The organism is Shinella sp. GW835-FHT14H05 (genome assembly GCF_058793575.1).
In genome coordinates this window covers 75,036-95,736 of the sequence record NZ_JBXAFY010000012.1, presented here as the reverse complement: position 1 = coordinate 95,736, position 20,701 = coordinate 75,036, and the positions used below count along the sequence as shown (strand labels likewise).

Below are 20,701 nucleotides of genomic sequence, written 5' to 3'. Positions count from 1 at the left end.
CTCTCCCTGGGATATGGGGTTATCAGGCGAGTTCGGAGGACATGCGAGCCAGGTCCTGCCAAAGACCCTCTGCAAGGCTGCGCCCGACGATAAGTTCGAATCCGCTGTCCTTCACGCGGGTAAGGTGGACGGAAACATGGCCGATCAACGCCACCGTGGAGTTCCCGATGGGAAATGCGGCGGCGTCGAAGTCGACCGCGCTTCCCTTTGCGAGGACGTCCTCGACGGCCGATCCGGCAAGCGATAGGCGAACGCGCCCATGACTCTGGTCAACGGCATAACCTACCGCATGAATACTTGCTTCAAGACTGTCCAGTTCCTCCCGCGCCCAAGCAGTATTCCCGACGAGAAGCCACTCGCCCGGAGCGGCCGGTCGAACCTCGCACTCTTTGTCGGCCGTGAGATCTGCCAGGAGCGGTGCGAGATCACCGGCTCCCCTTCGGGCTAGAATTTGAATGATCGACCCCTCCGGCAAAGCACGAAGATCGACTTGCTTCACGTTGATCGGTCTTAGACCAGCAAGGACGGCCCGATGTTTGATACCAGCCTCAGCCATGGAGTCTTTCACCTTCTGAATCGTAGAAGACCGGGCTGCAAAGCCGGCAGGGAGTGAATTCTTGCTGAAGGCTGTCGTAGGCGATCACCTCTTCCCCATGTCGAGCCGCCCCACGCTTGACCAAGGCCAACCCGATCTTGGAGCCGACATGCGGTGAGAACGCCGTCGAGGTCACATAGCCCTGATCGTTCTCCAGCGTCCACGAAGCATTCTTTTCGAGGATGTGCGCGCCACTCCGGATTGCGGCTTGGTGATCAAGGGGAACGATCCCGACAAGTTGCGGCCGCTCCGGGTCACGGAGGCCCTCGCGCGCCAGCATGTGCTTGCCGATGAAATCCGCTTTGGAAGGTGAGACCATCTTGGCAAAGCCGAGATCAGCCGGAACGACCGTACCGTTAATCTCGCTATGGGTTACATGGCCTTTTTCAATCCTGAGCACGCTGAGCGCCTCGACCCCATAGGGTTGAAGGCCGTGGTTCTGGCCGGCGATCATCAGCGCATCGGCGACGCTCTCGCCGTAACCTGCGGGCACCGCAAGTTCATAGGCAAGTTCCCCTGAGAAGGAGATGCGGAACAGCCGCCCATGAAGTTGACCTTGGAAAAGTGATATCTCCCTAGCGCCGAGGAAAGGAAACGCCGCATTCGACAGGTCTTCATCAACGATCTGCTGCAGGATATTTCGTGACTGGGGTCCAGCAACCGCCATTTGCGCCCAATGGTCGGTAGACGACGAAAGATGAACGTCGAGATTCGGCCATAACACCTGGGCGCAGAATTCGAGATGGTTCAGAACGCCTGCTGCATAGGCTGTCGTGGTGGTGATGAAGAAATGGTCTTCAGAGAACCGGCTGACGGTTCCGTCATCGTAGATCATACCGTCTTCGCGCAGCATGAGGCCGTAGCGCGCTTTCCCGATGGGCAGCTTGCGCAAGCCATTCGAGTACACCCTGTCGAGGAACTCCGCCGCATCTGTTCCGAGGACCTCTATTTTGCCAAGCATGGAAACATCGCAAAGGCCGGCATTCGCCCGAACATTGGTTGCCTCTCGATCGACGCTCTCCCGCCAGGTCGTTTCGTAGTCACGCGGGAACCAGGCGGAGCGATACCATAGACCGGATTCTACAAACACGGCGCCGTGCTTTGCCGCCCAATCGTGGAGCGGCGACTTCCGGACCGGCTGGAAATGCTCCCCATGGTAGGAACCCGCTAGCGATCCGAAGGAGACAGGCGTATAGAACGGGCGAAATGTCGTTGTGCCGACCTCTCTAGGGGACACGCCGCGCGCGTCGGCAAGGAGACCGATCGCGTTCACATTCGACAGCTTGCCCTGATCTGTTGCCATCCCATTCGTCGTGTATCGCTTCGCGTGCTCGACATGGCCATAGCCTTCCTGGACCGCAAGACCGAGATCTCTGTGGTGAACGTCATTCTGAAAATCCACGAAGGCTTTACCGCGGATACGCGGAATCGACCACAAGGCGCGCGCCGGCGGGGCAACAATATCATCCTCGATGGTTCCAAAATCCTGCTGCTCTACGCGAAAACCGAGATCGCCAACGAGACTCGCTGCCTTTGCAGCACCATCGTCCAGACATGCGGCGATCCCGGAAATAGCATTGCAAGAGCCCGCAACGACGAGCCCGCTCAATTCCGGTGCGAGGAATGCCGCATACTGATCAGACCAATCGGGCTTGCCGCCGCGGTGGCAGGCAAGGTGTATGATTGGGCTAAAACCTCCAGCCATTGCCAAGGCATCGACCTTCAGGTTTTCTCTCCGATTGCCGTGCCAGATATCGACTGAAGATAACATCTTGCCGCCGCGGGCGTCCGAAACCACCGCACCGCGGATGACCCGGAATTCACCGAAATATGGCGGGTTCGCGTCATTTCGGCTGTCGATAACGGCAACAACCGGTTGCCCCCTCGCTTCGAGATCGCGCGCAAGAGCATAGCCGCTATCATTCGTCGTGAAGATCGCAGTTCGAGTGCCCGGTGCGATAGCAAAGCGATTCAAATAGGTTCGCATTGCCGTCGCCATCATGACGCCCGGAATGTCATTGCCACCGAAGACGAGCGGGCGTTCCTCCGAGCCGCTGGCCAAGAGCGCCTTCTTGGCAACGATGCGCCAGAGCCTTTCCGCGAGCCGGCCGGCATCGGCAACGCTATCCCCCCTTTGGACACGCTCCACCGCGCCGAAAACGTTACCATCGAACCAACCGAATACGGTCGTACTGGCCAGCACCCGCGCATTGGGGAAGGAGTTCAGCTCGCCCACGGCTTGCCGCACGAATTCCGGGGCTGACACGTCGCCAATCGTTGCGGTTTCCGAAAGAAGCGAGCCGCCAATCATTGCCTGCTCGTCGACGAGCACAACGCGCGCACCTGATCGCGCGGCCGTTAAAGCGGCCGCTATGCCGGTGGGTCCACCGCCGATCACCAAAAGATCGCAATGCGCCCAAGTCTTTTCAAAGCGATCAGGATCCGCTTCGCCCGACGCTTTTCCGAGACCCGCCGCTGTCCGGATCAGCGGTTCGTAGACCATTTCCCAGAACCACGACGGCCGCATGAAGGTTTTGTAGTAGAAACCGGCGCCCAGGAAGGGAGAGAGCAGACCGTTCACCGCGCCAAGGTCGAATTCAAGGGAGGGCCAGCGGTTCTGGCTGGAGGCTTCCAGACCGGCGTACAGCATCTGCGTCGTGGCCCGCGTATTGGGCTCAGAGCGCCCGCCGCGGCCTACCGTAACCAGTGCGTTCGGTTCGGAGGCACCGGCTGTAAGGATGCCGCGCGGACGATGATATTTAAAGCTGCGACCGACAAGTTGACGACCGTTGGCCAGAAGCGCAGATGCCAACGTGTCACCAGCAAAGCCTCGCATCGACTTTCCGTCGAAGGTGAATGCTAGTGGTGCGGCACGGTCGATGAGACCGCCGGCCGGTAGACGATGGGTGCTCATCGAGGGTGTTCTCCTTCGAGCGTAGCATCCCGGCTCGCCTCAATTTCATGGGTTGCAGTGTCGCGGGTGACGATCAGCCAGCGGCGGCATCCGGCCGTATGGTGCCAAAACTCGTCATGACGGCCGCGGGGATTCGTGCGCAAATAGACATACTCGAACCACGTTTCCGGGTTGGCCAGCGTTTCTGGGCGTGGGAGGGCGGCCCCCTTTACCGTGAACTCTTCCTTCGGGCGGCCGCCGCAATGTGGGCAGGGAATAAGACTTGCCATTCGTTCAATCCAGATCGGCAGGGGTTAGTGCAGGTTCGGTTGTGCGCCGCTTCCGGTTTCATCGATCAGATAACCGCGCTCGAAACGGTCGAGCCGGAATGCCGATGCGGTCGCATGCGATGTCCCGCGAGCGAGCAAGTGGGCGAAGCAATAGCCGGATGCCGGCGTCGCCTTGAATCCGCCGTAGCACCAGCCCGCGTTGAGATAGAGATTTTCGATTGGCGCTCGATCGATGATGGGCGAACCGTCCATGGACATGTCCATGATACCCCCCCAGGACCGAAGAATACGAACGCGCGAAAGCGAAGGGATCATCGTCTTCGCCGCCTCCGCGACATGCTCGACGGTCGCCAGATTACCGCGCTGGGCATAGGAATTGTAACCATCGATGTCGCCGCCGAAGACCAAGCCCCCCTTGTCAGATTGCGATATGTAGAAATGCCCCATTCCAAACGATACGACGCAGTCGATGAAGGGTTTCAGTCCCTCTGACACGAAGGCCTGCAACACATGGCTTTCAATCGGAAGTTTGAGGCCCACCATCTCCGCAAGCCTCGACGAATTGCCGGCCGTGGCCAATGCCAGCTTGCCGCAGCCCATGAAGCCGCGGCTGGTCTCGACGCCAACAACTTTTCCATCCTCGCGGCGTATTCCGTTGACCTCGCAATTCTGAATGATGTCGACGCCGCGGCTGTCGGCCCCGCGCGCGTAGCCCCAGGCGACGGCATCGTGGCGAACCGTACCGCCACGGCTCTGGAGGAACCCGCCCAAAATAGGAAAACGCGTGTTGTTGAAGCCGAGGTACGGTGCCATCGACTTCACTGCATCGAGATCGAGCAACATTGCATCGACGCCATGGAGGTGCATGGCGTTTCCCTTCCGAATGAAGGCGTCGCGCTGGCCGTCCGTATGAAAGAGATTGAGCACGCCGCGTTGGGAAACCATCGCGTTGAAATTGAGCTCCCGCTCCAGCCCTTCCCAGAGTTTCAACGAGAATTCGTAGAAAGGATTATTTCCAGGAAGCAAATAGTTCGAGCGGATGATGGTTGTGTTGCGTCCGACATTGCCGGACCCAATGTAGCTCTTTTCCAATACAGCTATGTTCGAGAGCCCGAATTCCTTTGCGAGATAGTAGGCCGTCGCAAGTCCGTGACCGCCACCTCCGACAATGATGACGTCATAATGCGGCTTCGGTTCGGGGCTGCGCCAGGCTGGCTTCCACCATCTGTTACCGAAGAGGCCGTTCGCAAAAATCGAGAGGGCAGAGTAGCGCATCGAAAGATACCGAATATGCTGCGGGGAAATGCAGCGCATCGCATGATGCTGCGATGCGCTGCCGGACATTCGATCAAGCCGGGTTCGAGCCCGCCCAGCCCGAGATCGCCTTGGCTTCGAGGAATTCTTCGATCCCCCAGAGTCCGCCCTCGCGAGCCCGGCCGGATGCCTTCACGCCACCGAACGGCGAACCGGCGCCGCGAGGATTGCCATTCATTTCGATCATCCCGGCGCGGAGTTGCGAGGCGACGCGGTTACGCCTTTCGCCGTCGGTGGATTGGACGTAATTCGACAAGCCATAAGGCGTATCATTAGCGATCCGGACAGCCTCTTCTTCGGTGTCGAAAGGGATGATCGTCAGGACCGGTCCGAAGATTTCTTCCCGTGCGATTGCCATGTCATTGTTGGCGTCGGCAAAGATCGTCGGACGGACGAAGTAGCCCTGTTCATGCCCTTCCGGACGACCGAGACCACCAGCGATGAGACGCGCCCCTTCTTCGATTCCCTTCTGGATCATTTCCTGGACCTTCTGGAACTGCGCCTCCGATGCAAGCGGTCCGATATGGTTGCCAGGCTTGTGGCTGGAATCGACCACGAGGCTTTCCGCAACCGCCTTCGCCTCGTCAACGACGCGATCGTAGATCGACCGCTCTACCAGCATACGCGTTGGCGCATTGCAGCTCTGCCCGGTATTGTTGAAGCAATGGAGGACACCGCGTTTCACCGCTTCCGCGTCCGCGTCGGCAAACACCAAGTTGGCGCCTTTTCCACCAAGTTCGAGGACCACCCGTTTCAGAGTTTCTGCCGCGGTCTTGGAGATCGCGACGCCGGCCCGCGTGGAACCCGTGAAGCTGATCATTTCCACATCGGGATGCGAGGACAGACGCGTGCCTACGCCAGCACCATCGCCATTGACGAGATTGAAGACGCCCTTGGGGAAACCAGCCTGGTCGATATATTCCGCGAACAGCATCGAGGAAAGCGGCGCGATCTCGGAGGGCTTGTGGACCATGGTGCAGCCCGCCAGCAAAGCGGGGATGACTTTGAGAGTCACCTGATTCATCGGCCAGTTCCAGGGAGTGATGAGGCCGACGACGCCGATCGGGTCCATGAGGATGCGGTCGTTGGGAGCATGCGGACCGAGCGGCCGGATGAACTCGAAGTCCTTGAATGCGGTGATGAAGTTCGAGATGTGCCAGGTGCCGGCGCCGACTTGCTTTTCCAGCGCCATGTCGATAGGCGCGCCCATCTCCAGGCTGATTGCCTGGGCCATTTCCGGTGCGCGGCGCTTGTAGATTTCGAGCAAGCGCTCGACCAGCTTGAGACGTTCGGCGGGGGCAGTCTTCGACCAGCTCTCGAACGCACGCTTGGCGACCGCGACCGCCCGGTCGGCGTCGGCGGGGCTACCGATGCTGATAACTGCGCAGGCCTCTTCTGTCGACGGGTCGATAACGGCGAGTTCGCGGGCTTCCAGCGGTGCCACCCATTCGCTATCGATGTAAAACAATTTCTTTTCCAGCATTGCTGTCTCCAATTTTTCGAAAGGAAGGACGTTGCCCGCCGGAAGAGCGGGCATCGATGGCATTAGATAATGAGGTCGATGAGGAACGGTGCCTTCTGCCTGAAGCTCTGCTGCATCAGGTCGGCGCACTCTTCCATTGTGGTCGCGCGTGCGGCCTCGACGCCCATGCCATTTGCCAACTTGATCCAGTCAAGATCGGGGTTCGAGAGGTCAAGCATGCCCATCGCTGTCGGGCCGGGAACGGCGCCGACGTTCTTGTATTCGCCGATCAGGATATTGTACTTCCGGTTATTGAGCAGGATCGTCGTGCAAGGGAGCTTTTCTCGGGCCTGCGTCCAGAGCGACTGCAGGGAATACATCGCGGAGCCGTCTGCCTGCAGGCTGATAACCCTTCGATCACCGCCACCGGCGACCGCTGCGCCGGTGGAGACCGGAAGGCCGTCGCCGATCGCGCCGCCGCCAAGGTTCAGCCAGTCGTGAGCTGGGGCATTGTGCGTGAGCTTATCTGCCATTGTTAGTTCCTCTTCCAATTCATGGGATACTTCTGCGTACATTCGCCATCGACTGAGATGACGGAACGCTTGACTTTTGATGCGCTCTCATGGCCTCGGCGCCTATCGGAGGGCTGAGGACGCGTGTCGGTGTTCAGGGCTCGGCCGTCGGCGGCCAGACCGTTCAGAATGAGCTCGCAATACTCCATCGCGAAGGAGGAGGCGGGACGGCCATGCCCTGGCTTGAACCAGCGAACCATCCAGTTCAGCATCGAGAGGATCGCGCGGCTTATCGACCGGGAATCCGTATTTCGATAGCGGCCGGATTCGATGCCTGCGAGCACGATCCGTCGAAGAAGCTCTTCGTAGGCGTCGCGCAGTTCCTGCGCTTCTTCGAGCAGCCCACCATTCTCCATGCCGCCGTAGCCCACCAACATCGTGACGAAGCCATGGTAATGCGCTTCGAAGTAGTCGGCGTGTGCCGTCATAAAGCGGCAAAGAGCCTCCGGGGCCTCGTCGTCACCATCAACAGCGATATTTACAGCTTCAAGAAGGCCCTTGAGCGTCCGGACGATGATAGCCTCGTATATTTCCTTCTTGTTCGGGAAGTAATGGTAGATCGCGGCCTTGGTGACGCCGACCGCTTCCGCGACACTTCCTAACGAAGTCCCATCGAAGCCCTCCCGCGCGAACAGTTCGGCGGCTTCGTCCAGAATCTTGCCGCGTGCATTCTCCATCGTGGGTGGACGGCCCTGGCGGCGAACGCGCTCCTTCTGCATCAGAGCTACTTTCGGGTCGTCGCCGGGATACCGGCAACTACGCCCATCTCCAAAAGCTGATCGACCCGATCTGCGCTCAGATCCAGCTCGGCCTGAAGGACTTGGCGGGTATGCTCGCCGACCTCGGGTGGAAGTGTCGGCGGAGCAAACGGACTTTCCGACATGCGCAACGGGCTGCGCACGGAGCGGAAGGTGCCGATCCTTTCGGAAGGAACCGAAACGACAGTGTCCCGAAGGATTGCAACATCGCTAGCGAACGCCTGGCCGACAGTGCGAAGCTCGCCAGCCGGGACTCCGACGGCGCGAAGTTCGGCGAGAAGCTCATGCAGTTTACGATCGCGCAACTTGTCCTCGATGATCGGCAGTAACTCATCACGCGCCTCGGTTCGTCCTTTATTGGTGACGAACCGCTCATCCATCGCGAGATCCGGCAGACCGATGATCTTGCAGAACCGCCGGAACTGTTCGTCGTTTCCGACTGCGAGTGCAATTCGGCCATCGACGCAATCGAACAGTTGATATGGTACGATGCTCGGATGAGCGTTGCCATAGCGCAACGCTTCTCTTCCGGTATTGAGATGACCCGACGCGACGTTGGCCAACATGAACATCGCGCTGTCGGTCAGGCTGATGTCGAGCCACTGGCCCTTTCCGGTGCGTTCGCGCATAAACAGGGCAGCGAGAATTGCTTGCACGGCATTCATGCCCGATATGAGATCGATGAAGGCGACACCGAGCCGCATCGGCTCGCCATCCTTTTCGCCCGTAATCGACATGAATCCAGATTCAGCCTGGATAATGAAGTCGTAACCCGGACGCTCCTCCAGCTCGTGACCGCGGCCATAACCCGATATGGAACAATAGATGAGCCGAGGGTTGATGTCCTTCAGATCGTCATAGGTGAGCTTGAATTTCTTGAGCGAGGCCGGGCGGAAGTTCTCGATCAGGACATCGCTCTTTTTTGCGAGTTCAATGATCAGATCTCTTCCTTCCGGCTTGCCGATGTCGATCGCAACGCTCTTCTTGTTGCGATTTGCGCCCAGATAGTAGGTTGAAACACCCTCCACAGCCGGCGGCATCCACGTCCGGGTGTCGTCCCCGGTTCCAGGTTGCTCAATCTTCAGCACGTCAGCACCGAGATCACCCAACGTCATTGTTGCCCAGGGGCCGGCCAAAACGCGAGACAGGTCGAGAACCTTGATTCCGTTCAGTGCGACGCTCATCGGAAACGCGATCCTTCCTCTATCCGTTTCAACAAAATATCGGAGAAAGGCCTACGCGGATAAGGCGGGGCAGCTCTTCTCCTCACGGTGAATCGAGCCGCTTAATGCACCAGACTGCTCGGGCGGAAGCGACCTAATTACTTACCGTCCGAACAGTATATAACTGATAGCGGCATGTCAATCGCCATGCCGCTCAGAATTTAGTGTCTTGGAGGCTACACGATAGCGTTGTGGCGCACCGCACAACCGGAGCCGCGGACGGCCTAGGAGGAAGTGTGTAAGGTTTTGGAGATAAACTTTTTGAAGCGGTCCGGTGCAGCTTCAGAGAAGAGTTTTGCGGGCGGCGCGTCCGCGATGAGCGTACCCTTTTCCAGAAAAATGATGCGGTTCGAAACCTCCCGTGCGAAATTGATCTCGTGGGTGACAATGAGCATTGTTCGTCCCTCTTTAGCCAGATCTCGAATGACCTTCAGGACCTCCCCGACAAGCTCCGGGTCTAGCGCCGATGTCGGCTCATCGAACAGGATGGCTGCTGGCCGCTGAGCAAGCGCCCTTGCAATCGCTGCGCGTTGCTGCTGCCCGCCCGATAGGTGTCTGGGGTAACTGTTGGCTTTGTCGGAAAGCCCCACCTTCGCCAACAGTGACATTGCTTCGTCCACACATTCCGTTTTTGAACGCTTCTGAACATGGACCGGCGCTTCAATGACGTTTTCGAGGATCGACATGTGTGGCCATAGATTGAAGCCTTGGAACACCATCGCGACGTCTGACCGAATCCGGTCGAGCTGTTTTCGATCCGCGGGACGGGTTCCATTCTTGGTCGTTCGCATGGCGATTTCCTCGCCCCGGATGGCGATTGTTCCCGCGCTCGGGGTTTCGAGCATGTTGATGCACCGGAGCATTGTGGACTTGCCAGAGCCCGACGATCCAAGGATCGAGACCACCTCTCCTTCATGTGCTTCGAACGTGATGCCCTTTAGCACCTCAAGATCGCCAAAGTTTTTATGGAGGTCGCGAATGGAAATTACGGGAACGTTATTCGTCTCGATTGACGTCATGGCCGCGCCTCAATGTTTGTTTTGACGGGGAGATCGCGCTGATGCGGTGACAGACGGTATTCAAGTAGAGCGATCAGGCGGGTTATTATGAAGTTGAGCGTCAGATAAATTGCACCAGCGACGATAAACACTTCGAAAGCGCGAAATGTCTGGGAGATTAGCTCCGCAGCTATACCAGTTACTTCCATGATGGTGATGGTGGAAGCGAGGGAAGTTGCTTTTACCGCGAGAATGACTTCATTGCCGTAGGCTGGCAAAGCCTGCCGGAATGCGATCGGAAGGATGATGCGCCTGTACAGTAGAAAACCGGACATGCCGCAAGCCCTTGCCGCCTCAATCAATCCGGCCGAAACGGACTTTAGCCCTCCGCGGATGATCTCACTTCCATAGGCGCCGACGCTAAGCACTAGAGCAGTGATGGCGCACCAGTAAGGTTCACGGAAAAACGGCCAGACACCCCAACTCTGGAGTTCGTGACGGAACTGTCCGAGGCCGTAGTAGATGATGAACATCTGCAGGAGGAGCGGCGAGCCGCGTATGCAAAAGACGAAAAAGGCAACGCATTGGGAAGCGACGGGGACCCGCAGGTGCGCAACAATCGCCAGGGCTGTTGCCAGGACTGTCCCGACAAGTATCGCCGTTGCGGCCAATTCGAGCGTAATAGGCAAACCGGCAATGAGCCTGACGAAAGCCTGCCAGAGAAAACCGAAATCGATCACTGTTTAGCCCCCCATCCTGCACGCAGAGCGATACTCGGCGAAGCGGAAGAGAAGCGACGAGACCACGGTGATTGTCAGATAGAGCAGTCCAGCCGTGATAAAGAACTCAAACGGTCGGCGCGTTGAACCCGAAGCCATTTGAGCTTGCCGAAGCAGTTCCACAAGCCCGACGACCGAGATGAGGGCCGTCTCTTTCAGGGCCAATTGCCATGTGTTGCCGAGGCCCGGCAATGCGTAGTGCAGTACCTGTGGTGCAACGACGCGCCTGAACAGTAGCCAACGGCCCATGCCAACCGCATGAGCCGCCTCGATACTGCCCTTGGCGACAGTGTTGAAAGCGCCTCTAAGCACTTCAGCTTGATAAGCGGCAGAAATGATCCCGATCGCGAGAACCCCAGTAGCGAACGTAGGCATTCCAACAAAACCGTTCGCCCCGAAGAAGCCGGCGAAGGTCGACAAAAGTGAGTTTCCGCCGAAGTAGAGTAGATAGATGACCAGAAGATCAGGCACGCCTCGCAGTGTGGTCGTGTAAGCGTCGGCGACGCCACGAGCCAAACGGATTGGTGACATTTTTGCCCAGGCAACGAGGCTGCCAAGAATAGACCCGATGAGGAACCCCAAAACGGCGATAGCGGACGTGACGCCCGCGCCAGCGATGAGGACACGACCCCATCCTCCTTCACCAAAACCAACAAGATCAGTGTAATTCATGCAGCCAACCCACAGCTTGTCCAATACACTGCGCATTTTCAGAAATTACGGATGTGAAGGGCACAGTGGCGGCCTGATCGAATTGGGGATAGCCCAATTGTCGAACTACGAGACACCTGCACGGCCGCGCTCCCTCAGCCACGCTCCTCCAGCGGCATCACAGTTCGCACAAAATATTTTTATTGCAAGGAATATTTTTATTAGATACAAAGTTTTTGTTCGATTGAAGTTTGGACGCGTCGAGAAAGTGTGCCAGGTCAATCAGACAGTCCGTCGGACGACCGTATGTCGGCGTCGCCAGCCGCCGGCGGTCATCACGGAATTGCATAAATATTTACATCCGTTAAAAGTTTTCAGCGCGTTGAAACTCAAAACGGTGTGAGGCCATGATCAATCAAAAGTCTGGGGGGAGGCATGCAGGAATGGGCTTGCGGGAGCGCCAACGCCTAATAAGGCGGGAGAACATTCTCGCTGCGGCGAGTGATTTGTTCGCGGCACACAGCTTCAATGAGGTTAGTCTCGAAGCCGTCGCCGCGCGCGCTACCGTCTCCGTCCCCACCATCTACTCCTTTTTCAAATCGAAGCACGATCTGCTGCTAGGCTTGCTTGAGGAGGACAGGCATATCCTTGAGCCGAATTTGGCGCGCGTTGTGGAGCGGCTGCCAAACGATCCTGTCCAGGCGATGGTGCTGATCGCCAAATCGGTCCTTTTGGATGGATATGATATTTCAAGAAAAGGCGTGTGGAGGGAGATCCTGGGGGCATCGATACACATGGGCCCTGAGCAGCGCAGCCAGTTCCGTGAGCTCCTCTCGATTACTGCAAAACATGTGCGTGTCGCTTTGAACAAGCTTCGTGGGACAGGCTCGATCCATGATGATGTTGATCTGGATAGCGCAGCCCGCATTATCCATAGCGTCATACGGCACGTATTTGTCCTTTACATAACCAGTGAGGAAGCAACGGTCGATGATCTCACCGCCATGCTTGAAGAAGACCTGAAGACTGTCCTGTTTGGCATTGCGATAAGAGCTTAGCCCCTACGCATCCGCAAATCATGGATATCAAGACCTTGGATGGGGTCCGTAAAGGTCTCACCAGGAGCGGTGCATCTGTGCGTTTTTTCTGACGCCCTGCATGGATGTACGTGAAGGCAACGCAACAACATTCACACTGAGGAGGACTATCGATGAAAAAATTCTTGTTCAATCTACTTATCGTAGGGGCCTTTGTACTCCCCACGATGCCGGCGCATGCCGGGGAGTGGAAGAAGATCGTGATCGGCATGGACGTCAGTTATGCTCCCTGGGCATATACCGATGCCAACGGCAAATTCCTGGGATACGAAGTCGACCTCGCGAATGACCTCTGCAAACGCATGGAGGTCGAATGCGAACTCACATCGCAGCCTTGGGATACGATCATTCCCAGCCTGCAGGCCGGGAAGTTCGACGCCATCATCGCGGGAATGAACATCACGGAGGAGCGGCTGAAGGAGATCGATTTCTCTGTCTCTTATGCGGCGAGCCCGCGCGCTTTCCTGACGACGAAGTCGAGCAAATTCGCAAATCTTCCGCTTGGCGAATCCATCCTTGATCTGGAAAAGGACGCCGATTCCGCGACCAAGCAGATCGACGCGGTCCGCTCCGAACTCCCTGGCTCGACGCTCGGCGTGCTGACCGCTTCCGCCAACACCCTCTTCGTCGAGAAGAACTTCGCCGACGTCGCGGAGATTCGGCAATACAAGACAGCCGAACAATACGTACTCGACCTCCAAGCCGGCCGCATTGATATCGCTTTCGATACACTGCCCTACCTGATGGGTGTTCTCAAGGGCGCGGATGGCGGCGATATGGTTGTCGTCGGGCCGAAGCTTGCGGGCGGCCTGCTAGGTGCTGGCGCCGGCGTTGGCCTTCGCAAGAGCGATGCGGATCTCAAAGCAATGTTCAACAAGGCTATTGAGGACGCGAAGAAGGACGGAACGATCAAGGCGCTCACCATCAAATGGTTCGGCGCGGATCTTTCGCCGACGTAAACTTGCAGAATATTCCTTCAGACCGCATGTCGTCTTTACATACCGACTAGTCGCTTAATAATTCAAACTCAATGGAGATGATTCTTCATGTATTTCAACTTAAACCGACGGGCATTTTTCGCAGTAACTGCGCTTTGCCTGACATCCCTGACCGCTCTGGAAGCCACGGCCGCAGCCGACGTCTTGCCGTCGACAATCGCCGGAAAGGGTGAACTTGCGATTGGTCTCGAGTCGACCTATCCCCCCTTTAATTTTCAGGATGAATCCGGCAATCTCGTCGGGTTCGAGGTCGATTTTGCTAACGATCTCTGCAAGAGGCTCGGACTGACGCCTAGATATGTGCCGACACAGTTTGACGGCATTCTCGCGGCTCTCGCGTCTGGTAGGCTCGACGTCGTGATCAATCAGATCACCATCACTCCGGAACGTCAGAAGAACTACGATTTCTCGGTTCCATACACGATCACCAAGATCCAGATGGTCACTCGGAAAGAACTCGCAGCCGAGCTGACGGCACCTGAAAAGCTTTCAGGGCGCGCCGTTGGCGCGGTGCTCGGCACGAACTTCGAGCAATGGGTTCGTGCCAACGTCCCTGACGCGGACGTCAAGACCTACGACCTCGACGCCACCATGTATCGCGATTTGAAGGCGGGCCGGATCGACGTGGCCCTCAACGACACGATGGTCGCGGCGAGTCTGATCAAAAAAGCCGATTCGGGCTTCGTCACGGCGGGCGAACCGTTCGCCCCCCAAGAGCAGGCGGTCGCAATGCGAAAAGAACCGGCACTGAAAGCTGCCATCGACAAAGCCATCGAAGAAATGAAAGCCGACGGCACTTTGACGGCCATGTCGATCAAATGGCTCGGTGTCGATGTCTCGAAGTGAGACTGTGCGTTCCTACCATCAAGCAGGAGAGCTGCGAATGCAGCTCTCCACAAAGAAAGTGAATGAAGATGACGATGATACCCAACTCCAATGAAGCGCGGGATATTGCGTACCACTTCCACGCCTATACTGACGCCCGGAAGCATGAAGCGACGACGCCGCTTATCATTGACCGGGCTGAGGGGGCTTACGTCTACGACAGCAACGGGAAGCGCTACCTTGAAGGCATGGCCGGCCTTTGGAGCGTCGCCGTCGGCTTCGGCGAGCGGCGTCTCGTGCAAGCCGCTGCACGGCAGATGGAACGCCTGAGCTTTGGCCACAATTTTACTAGCCGGACGCATATGCCGGCGATCGATCTTGCGGAAAAGCTAGTAGAGATCGCCCCGGTCCCGATGAGCAAGGTGTTCTTCACGAATTCCGGTTCCGAAGCCAATGATACCGCAATCAAGATGATCTGGTACAGGTCGAATGCGCTCGGCCAGTCCCAGCGGAAAAAGCTTATTGCCCGAGAACGCGCCTATCATGGTGTCACGCTGGCCTCGGGCAGCCTGACCGCTTTCTCCTACAATCACGAATCCTTCGACATGCCCATTGCCAACGTCCTACGTACGGGCAGCCCCCATTTCTGGCGCGATGCGGAACCTGGTGAAAGCGAAGAGGATTTTGCATCCAGAAGGGCGAACGAACTGGAGAAGCTGATCCTCGATGAAGGTCCGGAGACAATCGCTGCCTTCTTCGGCGAGCCGGTCCTCGGCGCCGGAGGTGTTGTCGTTCCTCCGCGGACCTACTGGGAGAAGATTCAGGCCGTTCTGCGGAAATACGATATACTGTTGGTCGCTGACGAGGTCGTGTGCGGCTTCGGCCGAACCGGTAACATGTTCGGTTCCCAGACGTACGATATCAAACCGGACATTATGGTTCTCTCGAAGGCGCTCTCCTCGTCATACCTTCCGATTTCCGCTCTGCTCGTGAATGACAAGGTGTACCAACCGATTGCTGATGAGAGCCATCGCATAGGCACCTTCGGCCACGGCTTTACCGGCGGTGCGCATCCGGTTGCGGCGGCCGTGGCACTCGAAAACATCGCCGTCATCGAAGATCGCGACCTCGTCGGCAACGCATCACGCGTCGGTCAATACCTGCGTGACGGCCTGCAACGTTTCTCGGATCATCCGTTGGTGGGAGAGGTTCGTGGCGTTGGATTGGTCGCCGCCGTGGAACTGTTCAAGCAGAATTTCCCAAATGCAGCCGGCCTCAAGAACGGAGAACTGGGCGCCAAGGCAAATGCGTATCTCGCCGAGGAGGGCGTGCTTTTGCGCGCAGCCGTCGACGCGCTCACGATTTGCCCGCCTCTCACGATCACCGTGGGGGACGCAGACTTCTTAATCGAGAAGATCGGCAAGGTTCTCAATCGAGTTACAGCGGAACTCGCCGCATAGCGTACGCGAAATACGGATGGCAGACCACGACAGCGTAGCGGACCGGAGTTTCATGCCCCGGTCCGCATTCGCAGCGATGCTGACGGGACTGATGATCCAACGGCTCGAATTCATTCGGTATTTTTCGAATCGGGTCTCCTGGCTTATTTACTTACCGTCCAAACAGTATATAAATGCTTTAAATGCCATTGGTGGCGCAAGCAAACAGGTGAGACTACATGGCTCTCGATTCAGACACGATGAATGAACTGGTGAATACGGTCGGGCGTTTCGTTAGAGAGCGTCTTCGTCCTCTCGAGGAACAGGTCGCCGATAACGATGCTATCCCGGTCGAAATCCGCCAGGAGATCGCGAATTTAGGTCTATTCGGCCTGACGATTCCCGAAGAGTACGGTGGCCTTGGTCTCAATATGGAGGAAGAAGTCCGGATCGCACTGGAGCTGGGCAAGACCTCTCCCGCCTTCCGCTCGCTTATCGGGACCAATAACGGTATCGGCTCGCTCGGCCTCATTCTCGACGGCACGGAAGAGCAGAAGCAGCGGTATTTGCCTCGCCTTGCCACCGGCGAACTCATCAGCTCATTCGCGCTGACCGAGCCGGAAGCTGGCTCGGATGCTGCGTCGGTACGAACCACTGCAAAGCACACTGAGAACGGCTATGTGATAAATGGCACGAAACGCTTCATCACAAACGCCCCTCACGCCGGTCTTTTCACCGTTTTCGCACGCACTGACGCCTCGAAGCCCGGCGCCCAAGGTGTCTCGGCGTTTCTGGTCGAAGCAGGAACGCCCGGCCTTTCGCTCGGCCCCATCGACCGCAAGATGGGTCAGAAGGGCTCTCATACGTCGGATGTGATTTTGGAGGATTGCCTGGTCCCGTTCGACGCGCTTCTCGGCGGCGTTGAGAACCAGGGCTTCCGTACAGCCATGAAGACGTTGGATCGCGGTCGCCTGCACATCTCGTCGATCTGTGTTGCAATGGCCGAACGCTTGATCGAGGACAGTTTGCGCTATGCAATGGACCGCAAGCAGTTCGGACAACCGATCGCCGAATTCCAGCTCATCCAGGCGATGCTCGCCGATAGTCGCACGGAAGCCTACGCCGCACGTTGCATGGTGCTGGAAACTGCACGGCGCCGTGATGCAGGCCAGGACGTGACGACCGATGCCGCGTGCTGCAAGATGTTCGCAAGCGAGATGGTCGGTCGAGTCGCCGACCGCGCCGTGCAGATTCATGGCGGAGCCGGCTATATGGCCGAATACGGCATCGAACGGTTCTATCGCGATGCTCGGCTGTTCCGCATCTACGAGGGCACCACGCAGATCCAGCAGATTGTGATCGCCAAGAACATGATCAAGGCCGCCTCGTAAGCGTCCCCTCACTCAGCCTTCGTTCTTCGGCGGGCTTGCAAGCACGGCGTCGGAGGGAGGCTGGACCGACGGCTCGAACAATCCTTACGGAGCCCGCTATGACTACAGAGACCCCCTCGCCCCTCGTTCAGAAATTTGGCTCAGGTCTTACCACCACCGAAATCGTTGATGGTGTCGGCCTGGTTTCGATCGACAATCCGCCTGTCAATGCGCTCTCGCGCGATCTCCGCGAAGCTATGATCGACGCCATCAACCATCTCGCTGCGAAACACGACGTTCAGTCGATCGTCCTTCTTGGAAAAAACGGTACGTTCATCGCCGGAGCCGACCTAAAGGAGTTCGGCAAACCCCTGACCGATCCCACATTGCCGGATGTCATTGAAACCATCGAGCAGTGCTCGAAGCCAGTCATCGCGGCAATCGAAGGGGCGGCACTCGGCGGTGGCTACGAAATCGCCCTCGGTTGCGACGCGCGGATCGCGACGGAAAAGGCTGCCGTCGGACTGCCGGAAGGAACCTTCGGAATAATTCCAGGTGCCGGGGGCACCGTCCGACTGCCTCGGGTGACTGATGCCGTCACCGCACTCGACATGATCGCGTCTTGCCGTCAAGTCAAAGCTCCAGAAGCCAAGAACCTCGGCCTCATCGACGCTATTGTTGGGAAAATTCCAGACGATGCGATTGCCTATGCTCGTGCCTTCGGGACCACGAAGATCAGATTAAGGGACAGAGAACCAAAGCCCTTCGATCACAAGGCGTTTGACCTTGCCGTCCAGCAGGTCTTGAAACGCGGTCGCGGGCGACCCTTCGTCTTCGACCAGACCGAAGCAATCTGGCAGGCAGTCACGGTTCCCTTCGATGACGCGCTCGCGTCAGCCCGCACCGCATTTCGGCGCCTCCGCGATTCCGATGAGTCGGCGGCCCTGCGGCATCTTTTCTTTGCGGAAAGGCAGGCCGCGCGTGTCGAGGGCCTCGCGGACGCTTCGCCCTTGTCGATCGAGACAGTCGGTATCGTCGGAGCCGGAACCATGGGCGCGGGGATCGCCGCCGCTTTTCTCGCCGCAGGTTATCCGGTGAAGCTCACGGACCTCAAACAAGAGGCCCTAGCAAGCGCACGGACCCGCATCGAAGGTTTTCTCGCGAAAGCTTCGAACCCCGCCGAGCTGACATTGGTCCATGATCTCGAAGATCTTTCAGAGTGCGATCTGCTCATCGAAGCTGCCTTCGAGGATCTGGCCGTGAAGACTGAGCTCATGGCTCGTTTCGACAGTTTCGCCAAGACCAATGCGATCCTTGCGACCAACACTTCCTATCTCGATGTGAATGTCATAGCCGCCGCGACCACGCGTCCTCAATCCGTCGTTGGACTGCATTTCTTTGCGCCGGCGCACATCATGAAGCTTCTGGAGATTGTTCGGGGCGAAGAAACATCACCGGAAGTCCTGCAGGCCGCTTTTGCGATCGCAAGACGGCTTCGGAAAGTCGCCGTCGTTTCCGGAGTCGGAGAAGGCTTCATCGGCAACCGCATCTACAATGCTTACCGCGCACAGAGCGAAGCGATGCTGATCGATGGCGCAAGCCCGGACGAAATTGATACCGCCCTTGAGGCGCTCGGTTTTGCCATGGGGCCGTTCAGCGTGTCGGACCTGTCAGGGCTCGATATAGCTTGGGCTAACCGGAAGAGGAAGCAGGAGGCCCGCGGGGACAAGGATGGTGACGTTCCGGTCCTCGAATGGCTTGTTGAAGCCGGCCGGCTCGGCCGCAAGACAGGTGCCGGCTGGTATCGGTATGACGATGGCCAACGCGCATCGGACCCAGACGTGAGAAATCTCATCGCGAAGGCGCGGGCACATTATGGCGCTGCGCCGAGGTCGCTGGACCGGGACGAAATCCAGGAGCGCACGCTTTGCGCGATCGTCAACGAGGCCCTGCTCGTTCTGGAAGACGGCATCGCTTCGCGTGCCTCAGATATCGATCTGGTGATGATCAACGGATATGGCTTTCCGAAACATCTTGGTGGACCACTCTTCTGGGCGAAGCGTCAACCACGTTACCGCCTTGAACGTACTCTTGCGACCGTAGTCGGCGGCGGCCGCCGCGGGAACCTCGCATTGCTCGATTGAACCAACCCATACTTTTTGGAGGAATCCGATGTCCCCAGCCTATATCTGCGCCTATATCCGCACGCCGATCGGCCGCTTCGGTGGCTCGCTCTCATCCGTGCGGGCTGACGATCTCGGCGCTATCCCCTTGAAGGCAATCATGGCGCAAAATCCCAACCTCGACTTCGAAGCCATCGATGAAGTGGTGTTCGGGTGCGCCAACCAGGCAGGCGAGGATAACCGGAACGTTGCACGCATGTCGTCCTTGCTCGCGGGCATGCCTGTGAGCGTTCCCGGAACAACCATCAATCGCCTGTGCGGCTCCGGCATGGATGCCACAATCACCGGTGCGCGCGCTATCGCTTCCGGTGAAGCTGACCTGGTGATCGCCGGCGGCGTCGAAAGCATGAGCCGTGCTCCCTTTATCGTTCCAAAAGCCGAGACGGCTTTCTCTCGTTCGATGGAGATTCACGACACAACGATTGGCTGGCGCTTCATCAACCCACTCATGAAAAAGCAGTACGGCGTCGACTCGATGCCGGAAACCGCCGAGAACGTGGCGGATGACTTCAAGATCAGCCGCGAGGACCAGGATGCTTTCGCGGTGCGTTCGCAAGCGAAAGCAGCACAGGCCCAGACAAATGGCCGCTTCGCTAAAGAGATCACCCCGGTCACGATCCCGCAAAAGAAGGGCGACGCACTAATCGTCGACACGGACGAACATCCCCGCGCGACAACCATCGATGCTCTCGGCAAGCTCCGACCGATTGTCCGCGCCGACGGCACTGTGACCGCAGGCAATGCGTCAGGCGTGAATGACGGAGCGGCGGCAATCCTTCTGGCTTCCGAAGCCGCCGTCAAGAAATTCGGACTGACTCCGATCGCACGCGTTCTGGGTGGCGCGACCGCAGGTGTAGCACCGAGGATCATGGGATTTGGCCCTGCGCCGGCGACCAAAAAGCTGATGTCCCGCCTTGGAATGCGCCAGGAGCAGTTCGATGTCATTGAGCTCAACGAAGCGTTCGCATCTCAAGGGCTTGCGACGTTGCGTGACCTTGGCATCGTCGACGACGATCCTCGCGTGAATCCAAATGGGGGTGCCATCGCCTTAGGACATCCATTGGGTATGTCGGGCGCACGGATCACGGGCACGGCGGCGCTGGAGCTGGCGAACACCGGCGGCAAATTCGCCCTCGCGACCATGTGCATCGGCGTTGGTCAGGGCATCGCGATCGCCCTCGCGTCAGTATAAGCATTGAAGGCTGGGCGGCGTCTCGTCGCCCATTCCCGAATTCCAGCTTGTTGTTCGTCACC

General features: G+C 58.0%; 19 protein-coding genes. 8 read left to right on the top strand and 11 right to left on the bottom strand.

The window, feature by feature from the left end:
* Positions 1–22 precede the first annotated feature (22 nt).
* From AC1Q6Z_RS27130 to AC1Q6Z_RS27080, 11 genes are all read right to left on the bottom strand, one after another.
* Positions 23–556 (bottom strand): sarcosine oxidase subunit gamma family protein, encoded by a 534-nt coding sequence (locus tag AC1Q6Z_RS27130; RefSeq protein WP_137934788.1) that lies wholly within the window; start codon positions 554–556, stop codon positions 23–25.
* Positions 549–3,509, bottom strand: coding sequence for a sarcosine oxidase subunit alpha family protein (locus AC1Q6Z_RS27125; RefSeq protein WP_151652874.1), 2,961 nt, complete (start codon positions 3,507–3,509; stop codon positions 549–551). Before AC1Q6Z_RS27125 ends, AC1Q6Z_RS27130 begins: the two co-directional genes overlap by 8 nt.
* Positions 3,506–3,778, bottom strand: coding sequence for a sarcosine oxidase subunit delta (locus AC1Q6Z_RS27120; RefSeq protein ID WP_137934790.1), 273 nt, complete (start codon positions 3,776–3,778; stop codon positions 3,506–3,508). The genes AC1Q6Z_RS27125 and AC1Q6Z_RS27120 overlap by 4 nt, the downstream gene beginning before the upstream one ends.
* Before the next feature lie 24 nt (positions 3,779–3,802).
* Complete coding sequence (locus AC1Q6Z_RS27115; protein ID WP_137934800.1) at positions 3,803–5,053, bottom strand: sarcosine oxidase subunit beta family protein; 1,251 nt, start codon at positions 5,051–5,053, stop codon at positions 3,803–3,805.
* Positions 5,054–5,126: 73 nt separating this feature from the next.
* Complete coding sequence (locus AC1Q6Z_RS27110) at positions 5,127–6,575, bottom strand: aldehyde dehydrogenase family protein (RefSeq protein WP_137934791.1); 1,449 nt, start codon at positions 6,573–6,575, stop codon at positions 5,127–5,129.
* 62 nt (positions 6,576–6,637) lie between these two features.
* A complete protein-coding gene (locus AC1Q6Z_RS27105) occupies positions 6,638–7,087 on the bottom strand; it encodes a thiamine pyrophosphate-dependent enzyme (RefSeq protein ID WP_235923488.1) in 450 nt (149 codons plus the stop codon).
* A gap of 2 nt (positions 7,088–7,089) precedes the next feature.
* Complete coding sequence (locus AC1Q6Z_RS27100) at positions 7,090–7,845, bottom strand: TetR/AcrR family transcriptional regulator (protein ID WP_081988879.1); 756 nt, start codon at positions 7,843–7,845, stop codon at positions 7,090–7,092.
* Positions 7,846–7,850: 5 nt separating this feature from the next.
* The gene (locus AC1Q6Z_RS27095) at positions 7,851–9,068 is read right to left on the bottom strand and encodes a CaiB/BaiF CoA transferase family protein (protein WP_067938298.1); all 1,218 of its coding nucleotides are present in this window, start codon (positions 9,066–9,068) and stop codon (positions 7,851–7,853) included.
* A 263-nt stretch (positions 9,069–9,331) separates the two neighbouring features.
* On the bottom strand, positions 9,332–10,126 hold the full coding sequence (locus AC1Q6Z_RS27090) for an ABC transporter ATP-binding protein (protein WP_093744154.1): 795 nt from the start codon (positions 10,124–10,126) through the stop codon (positions 9,332–9,334).
* Positions 10,123–10,842, bottom strand: coding sequence for an ABC transporter permease (locus AC1Q6Z_RS27085; protein WP_093744157.1), 720 nt, complete (start codon positions 10,840–10,842; stop codon positions 10,123–10,125). The genes AC1Q6Z_RS27090 and AC1Q6Z_RS27085 overlap by 4 nt, the downstream gene beginning before the upstream one ends.
* A 6-nt stretch (positions 10,843–10,848) precedes the next feature.
* Positions 10,849–11,556 (bottom strand): ABC transporter permease, encoded by a 708-nt coding sequence (locus AC1Q6Z_RS27080; RefSeq protein WP_137935350.1) that lies wholly within the window; start codon positions 11,554–11,556, stop codon positions 10,849–10,851.
* Here AC1Q6Z_RS27080 and AC1Q6Z_RS27075 point away from each other — a divergent pair.
* From AC1Q6Z_RS27075 to pcaF, 8 genes are all read left to right on the top strand, one after another.
* Positions 11,555–11,938: a hypothetical protein gene (locus tag AC1Q6Z_RS27075; protein ID WP_492649909.1), complete on the top strand. Its 384-nt coding sequence runs from the start codon at positions 11,555–11,557 to the stop codon at positions 11,936–11,938. The two genes, AC1Q6Z_RS27080 and AC1Q6Z_RS27075, sit on opposite strands and share 2 nt — an antisense overlap.
* A gap of 4 nt (positions 11,939–11,942) precedes the next feature.
* Complete coding sequence (locus AC1Q6Z_RS27070; RefSeq protein ID WP_151652876.1) at positions 11,943–12,593, top strand: TetR/AcrR family transcriptional regulator; 651 nt, start codon at positions 11,943–11,945, stop codon at positions 12,591–12,593.
* A 152-nt stretch (positions 12,594–12,745) separates the two neighbouring features.
* Complete coding sequence (locus AC1Q6Z_RS27065; protein ID WP_492649908.1) at positions 12,746–13,591, top strand: transporter substrate-binding domain-containing protein; 846 nt, start codon at positions 12,746–12,748, stop codon at positions 13,589–13,591.
* A gap of 87 nt (positions 13,592–13,678) precedes the next feature.
* Positions 13,679–14,476, top strand: a complete 798-nt coding sequence (gene tcyJ, locus AC1Q6Z_RS27060) for a cystine ABC transporter substrate-binding protein (RefSeq protein ID WP_137935353.1) — start codon at positions 13,679–13,681, stop codon at positions 14,474–14,476.
* 68 nt (positions 14,477–14,544) lie between these two features.
* The gene (locus tag AC1Q6Z_RS27055) at positions 14,545–15,915 is read left to right on the top strand and encodes an aspartate aminotransferase family protein (RefSeq protein WP_033967567.1); all 1,371 of its coding nucleotides are present in this window, start codon (positions 14,545–14,547) and stop codon (positions 15,913–15,915) included.
* A gap of 218 nt (positions 15,916–16,133) precedes the next feature.
* On the top strand, positions 16,134–17,285 hold the full coding sequence (locus tag AC1Q6Z_RS27050) for an acyl-CoA dehydrogenase family protein (RefSeq protein WP_033967480.1): 1,152 nt from the start codon (positions 16,134–16,136) through the stop codon (positions 17,283–17,285).
* 98 nt (positions 17,286–17,383) lie between these two features.
* Positions 17,384–19,408: a 3-hydroxyacyl-CoA dehydrogenase NAD-binding domain-containing protein gene (locus AC1Q6Z_RS27045; RefSeq protein ID WP_093744152.1), complete on the top strand. Its 2,025-nt coding sequence runs from the start codon at positions 17,384–17,386 to the stop codon at positions 19,406–19,408.
* Between the two features lie 28 nt (positions 19,409–19,436).
* The gene (pcaF, locus tag AC1Q6Z_RS27040; protein ID WP_033967481.1) at positions 19,437–20,639 is read left to right on the top strand and encodes a 3-oxoadipyl-CoA thiolase; all 1,203 of its coding nucleotides are present in this window, start codon (positions 19,437–19,439) and stop codon (positions 20,637–20,639) included.
* The last annotated feature ends 62 nt before the right edge of the window (positions 20,640–20,701 follow it).

Bases quoted from the DNA above. Each gene is read 5' to 3' on its own strand.
- AC1Q6Z_RS27045 (WP_093744152.1), top strand. From the start codon at position 17,384: ATGACTACAGAGACCCCCTCGCCCCTCGTTCAGAAATTTGGCTCAGGT.
- AC1Q6Z_RS27080 (WP_137935350.1), bottom strand. From the start codon at position 11,556: ATGAATTACACTGATCTTGTTGGTTTTGGTGAAGGAGGATGGGGTCGT.
- AC1Q6Z_RS27075 (WP_492649909.1), top strand. From the start codon at position 11,555: ATGCAGCCAACCCACAGCTTGTCCAATACACTGCGCATTTTCAGAAAT.
- tcyJ (WP_137935353.1), top strand. From the start codon at position 13,679: ATGTATTTCAACTTAAACCGACGGGCATTTTTCGCAGTAACTGCGCTT.
- AC1Q6Z_RS27110 (WP_137934791.1), bottom strand. From the start codon at position 6,575: ATGCTGGAAAAGAAATTGTTTTACATCGATAGCGAATGGGTGGCACCG.
- AC1Q6Z_RS27095 (WP_067938298.1), bottom strand. From the start codon at position 9,068: ATGAGCGTCGCACTGAACGGAATCAAGGTTCTCGACCTGTCTCGCGTT.
- AC1Q6Z_RS27100 (WP_081988879.1), bottom strand. From the start codon at position 7,845: ATGCAGAAGGAGCGCGTTCGCCGCCAGGGCCGTCCACCCACGATGGAG.
- AC1Q6Z_RS27070 (WP_151652876.1), top strand. From the start codon at position 11,943: ATGATCAATCAAAAGTCTGGGGGGAGGCATGCAGGAATGGGCTTGCGG.
- AC1Q6Z_RS27090 (WP_093744154.1), bottom strand. From the start codon at position 10,126: ATGACGTCAATCGAGACGAATAACGTTCCCGTAATTTCCATTCGCGAC.
- AC1Q6Z_RS27105 (WP_235923488.1), bottom strand. From the start codon at position 7,087: ATGGCAGATAAGCTCACGCACAATGCCCCAGCTCACGACTGGCTGAAC.
- AC1Q6Z_RS27055 (WP_033967567.1), top strand. From the start codon at position 14,545: ATGACGATGATACCCAACTCCAATGAAGCGCGGGATATTGCGTACCAC.
- AC1Q6Z_RS27115 (WP_137934800.1), bottom strand. From the start codon at position 5,053: ATGCGCTACTCTGCCCTCTCGATTTTTGCGAACGGCCTCTTCGGTAAC.
- pcaF (WP_033967481.1), top strand. From the start codon at position 19,437: ATGTCCCCAGCCTATATCTGCGCCTATATCCGCACGCCGATCGGCCGC.
- AC1Q6Z_RS27050 (WP_033967480.1), top strand. From the start codon at position 16,134: ATGGCTCTCGATTCAGACACGATGAATGAACTGGTGAATACGGTCGGG.
- AC1Q6Z_RS27125 (WP_151652874.1), bottom strand. From the start codon at position 3,509: ATGAGCACCCATCGTCTACCGGCCGGCGGTCTCATCGACCGTGCCGCA.
- AC1Q6Z_RS27065 (WP_492649908.1), top strand. From the start codon at position 12,746: ATGAAAAAATTCTTGTTCAATCTACTTATCGTAGGGGCCTTTGTACTC.
- AC1Q6Z_RS27120 (WP_137934790.1), bottom strand. From the start codon at position 3,778: ATGGCAAGTCTTATTCCCTGCCCACATTGCGGCGGCCGCCCGAAGGAA.
- AC1Q6Z_RS27130 (WP_137934788.1), bottom strand. From the start codon at position 556: ATGGCTGAGGCTGGTATCAAACATCGGGCCGTCCTTGCTGGTCTAAGA.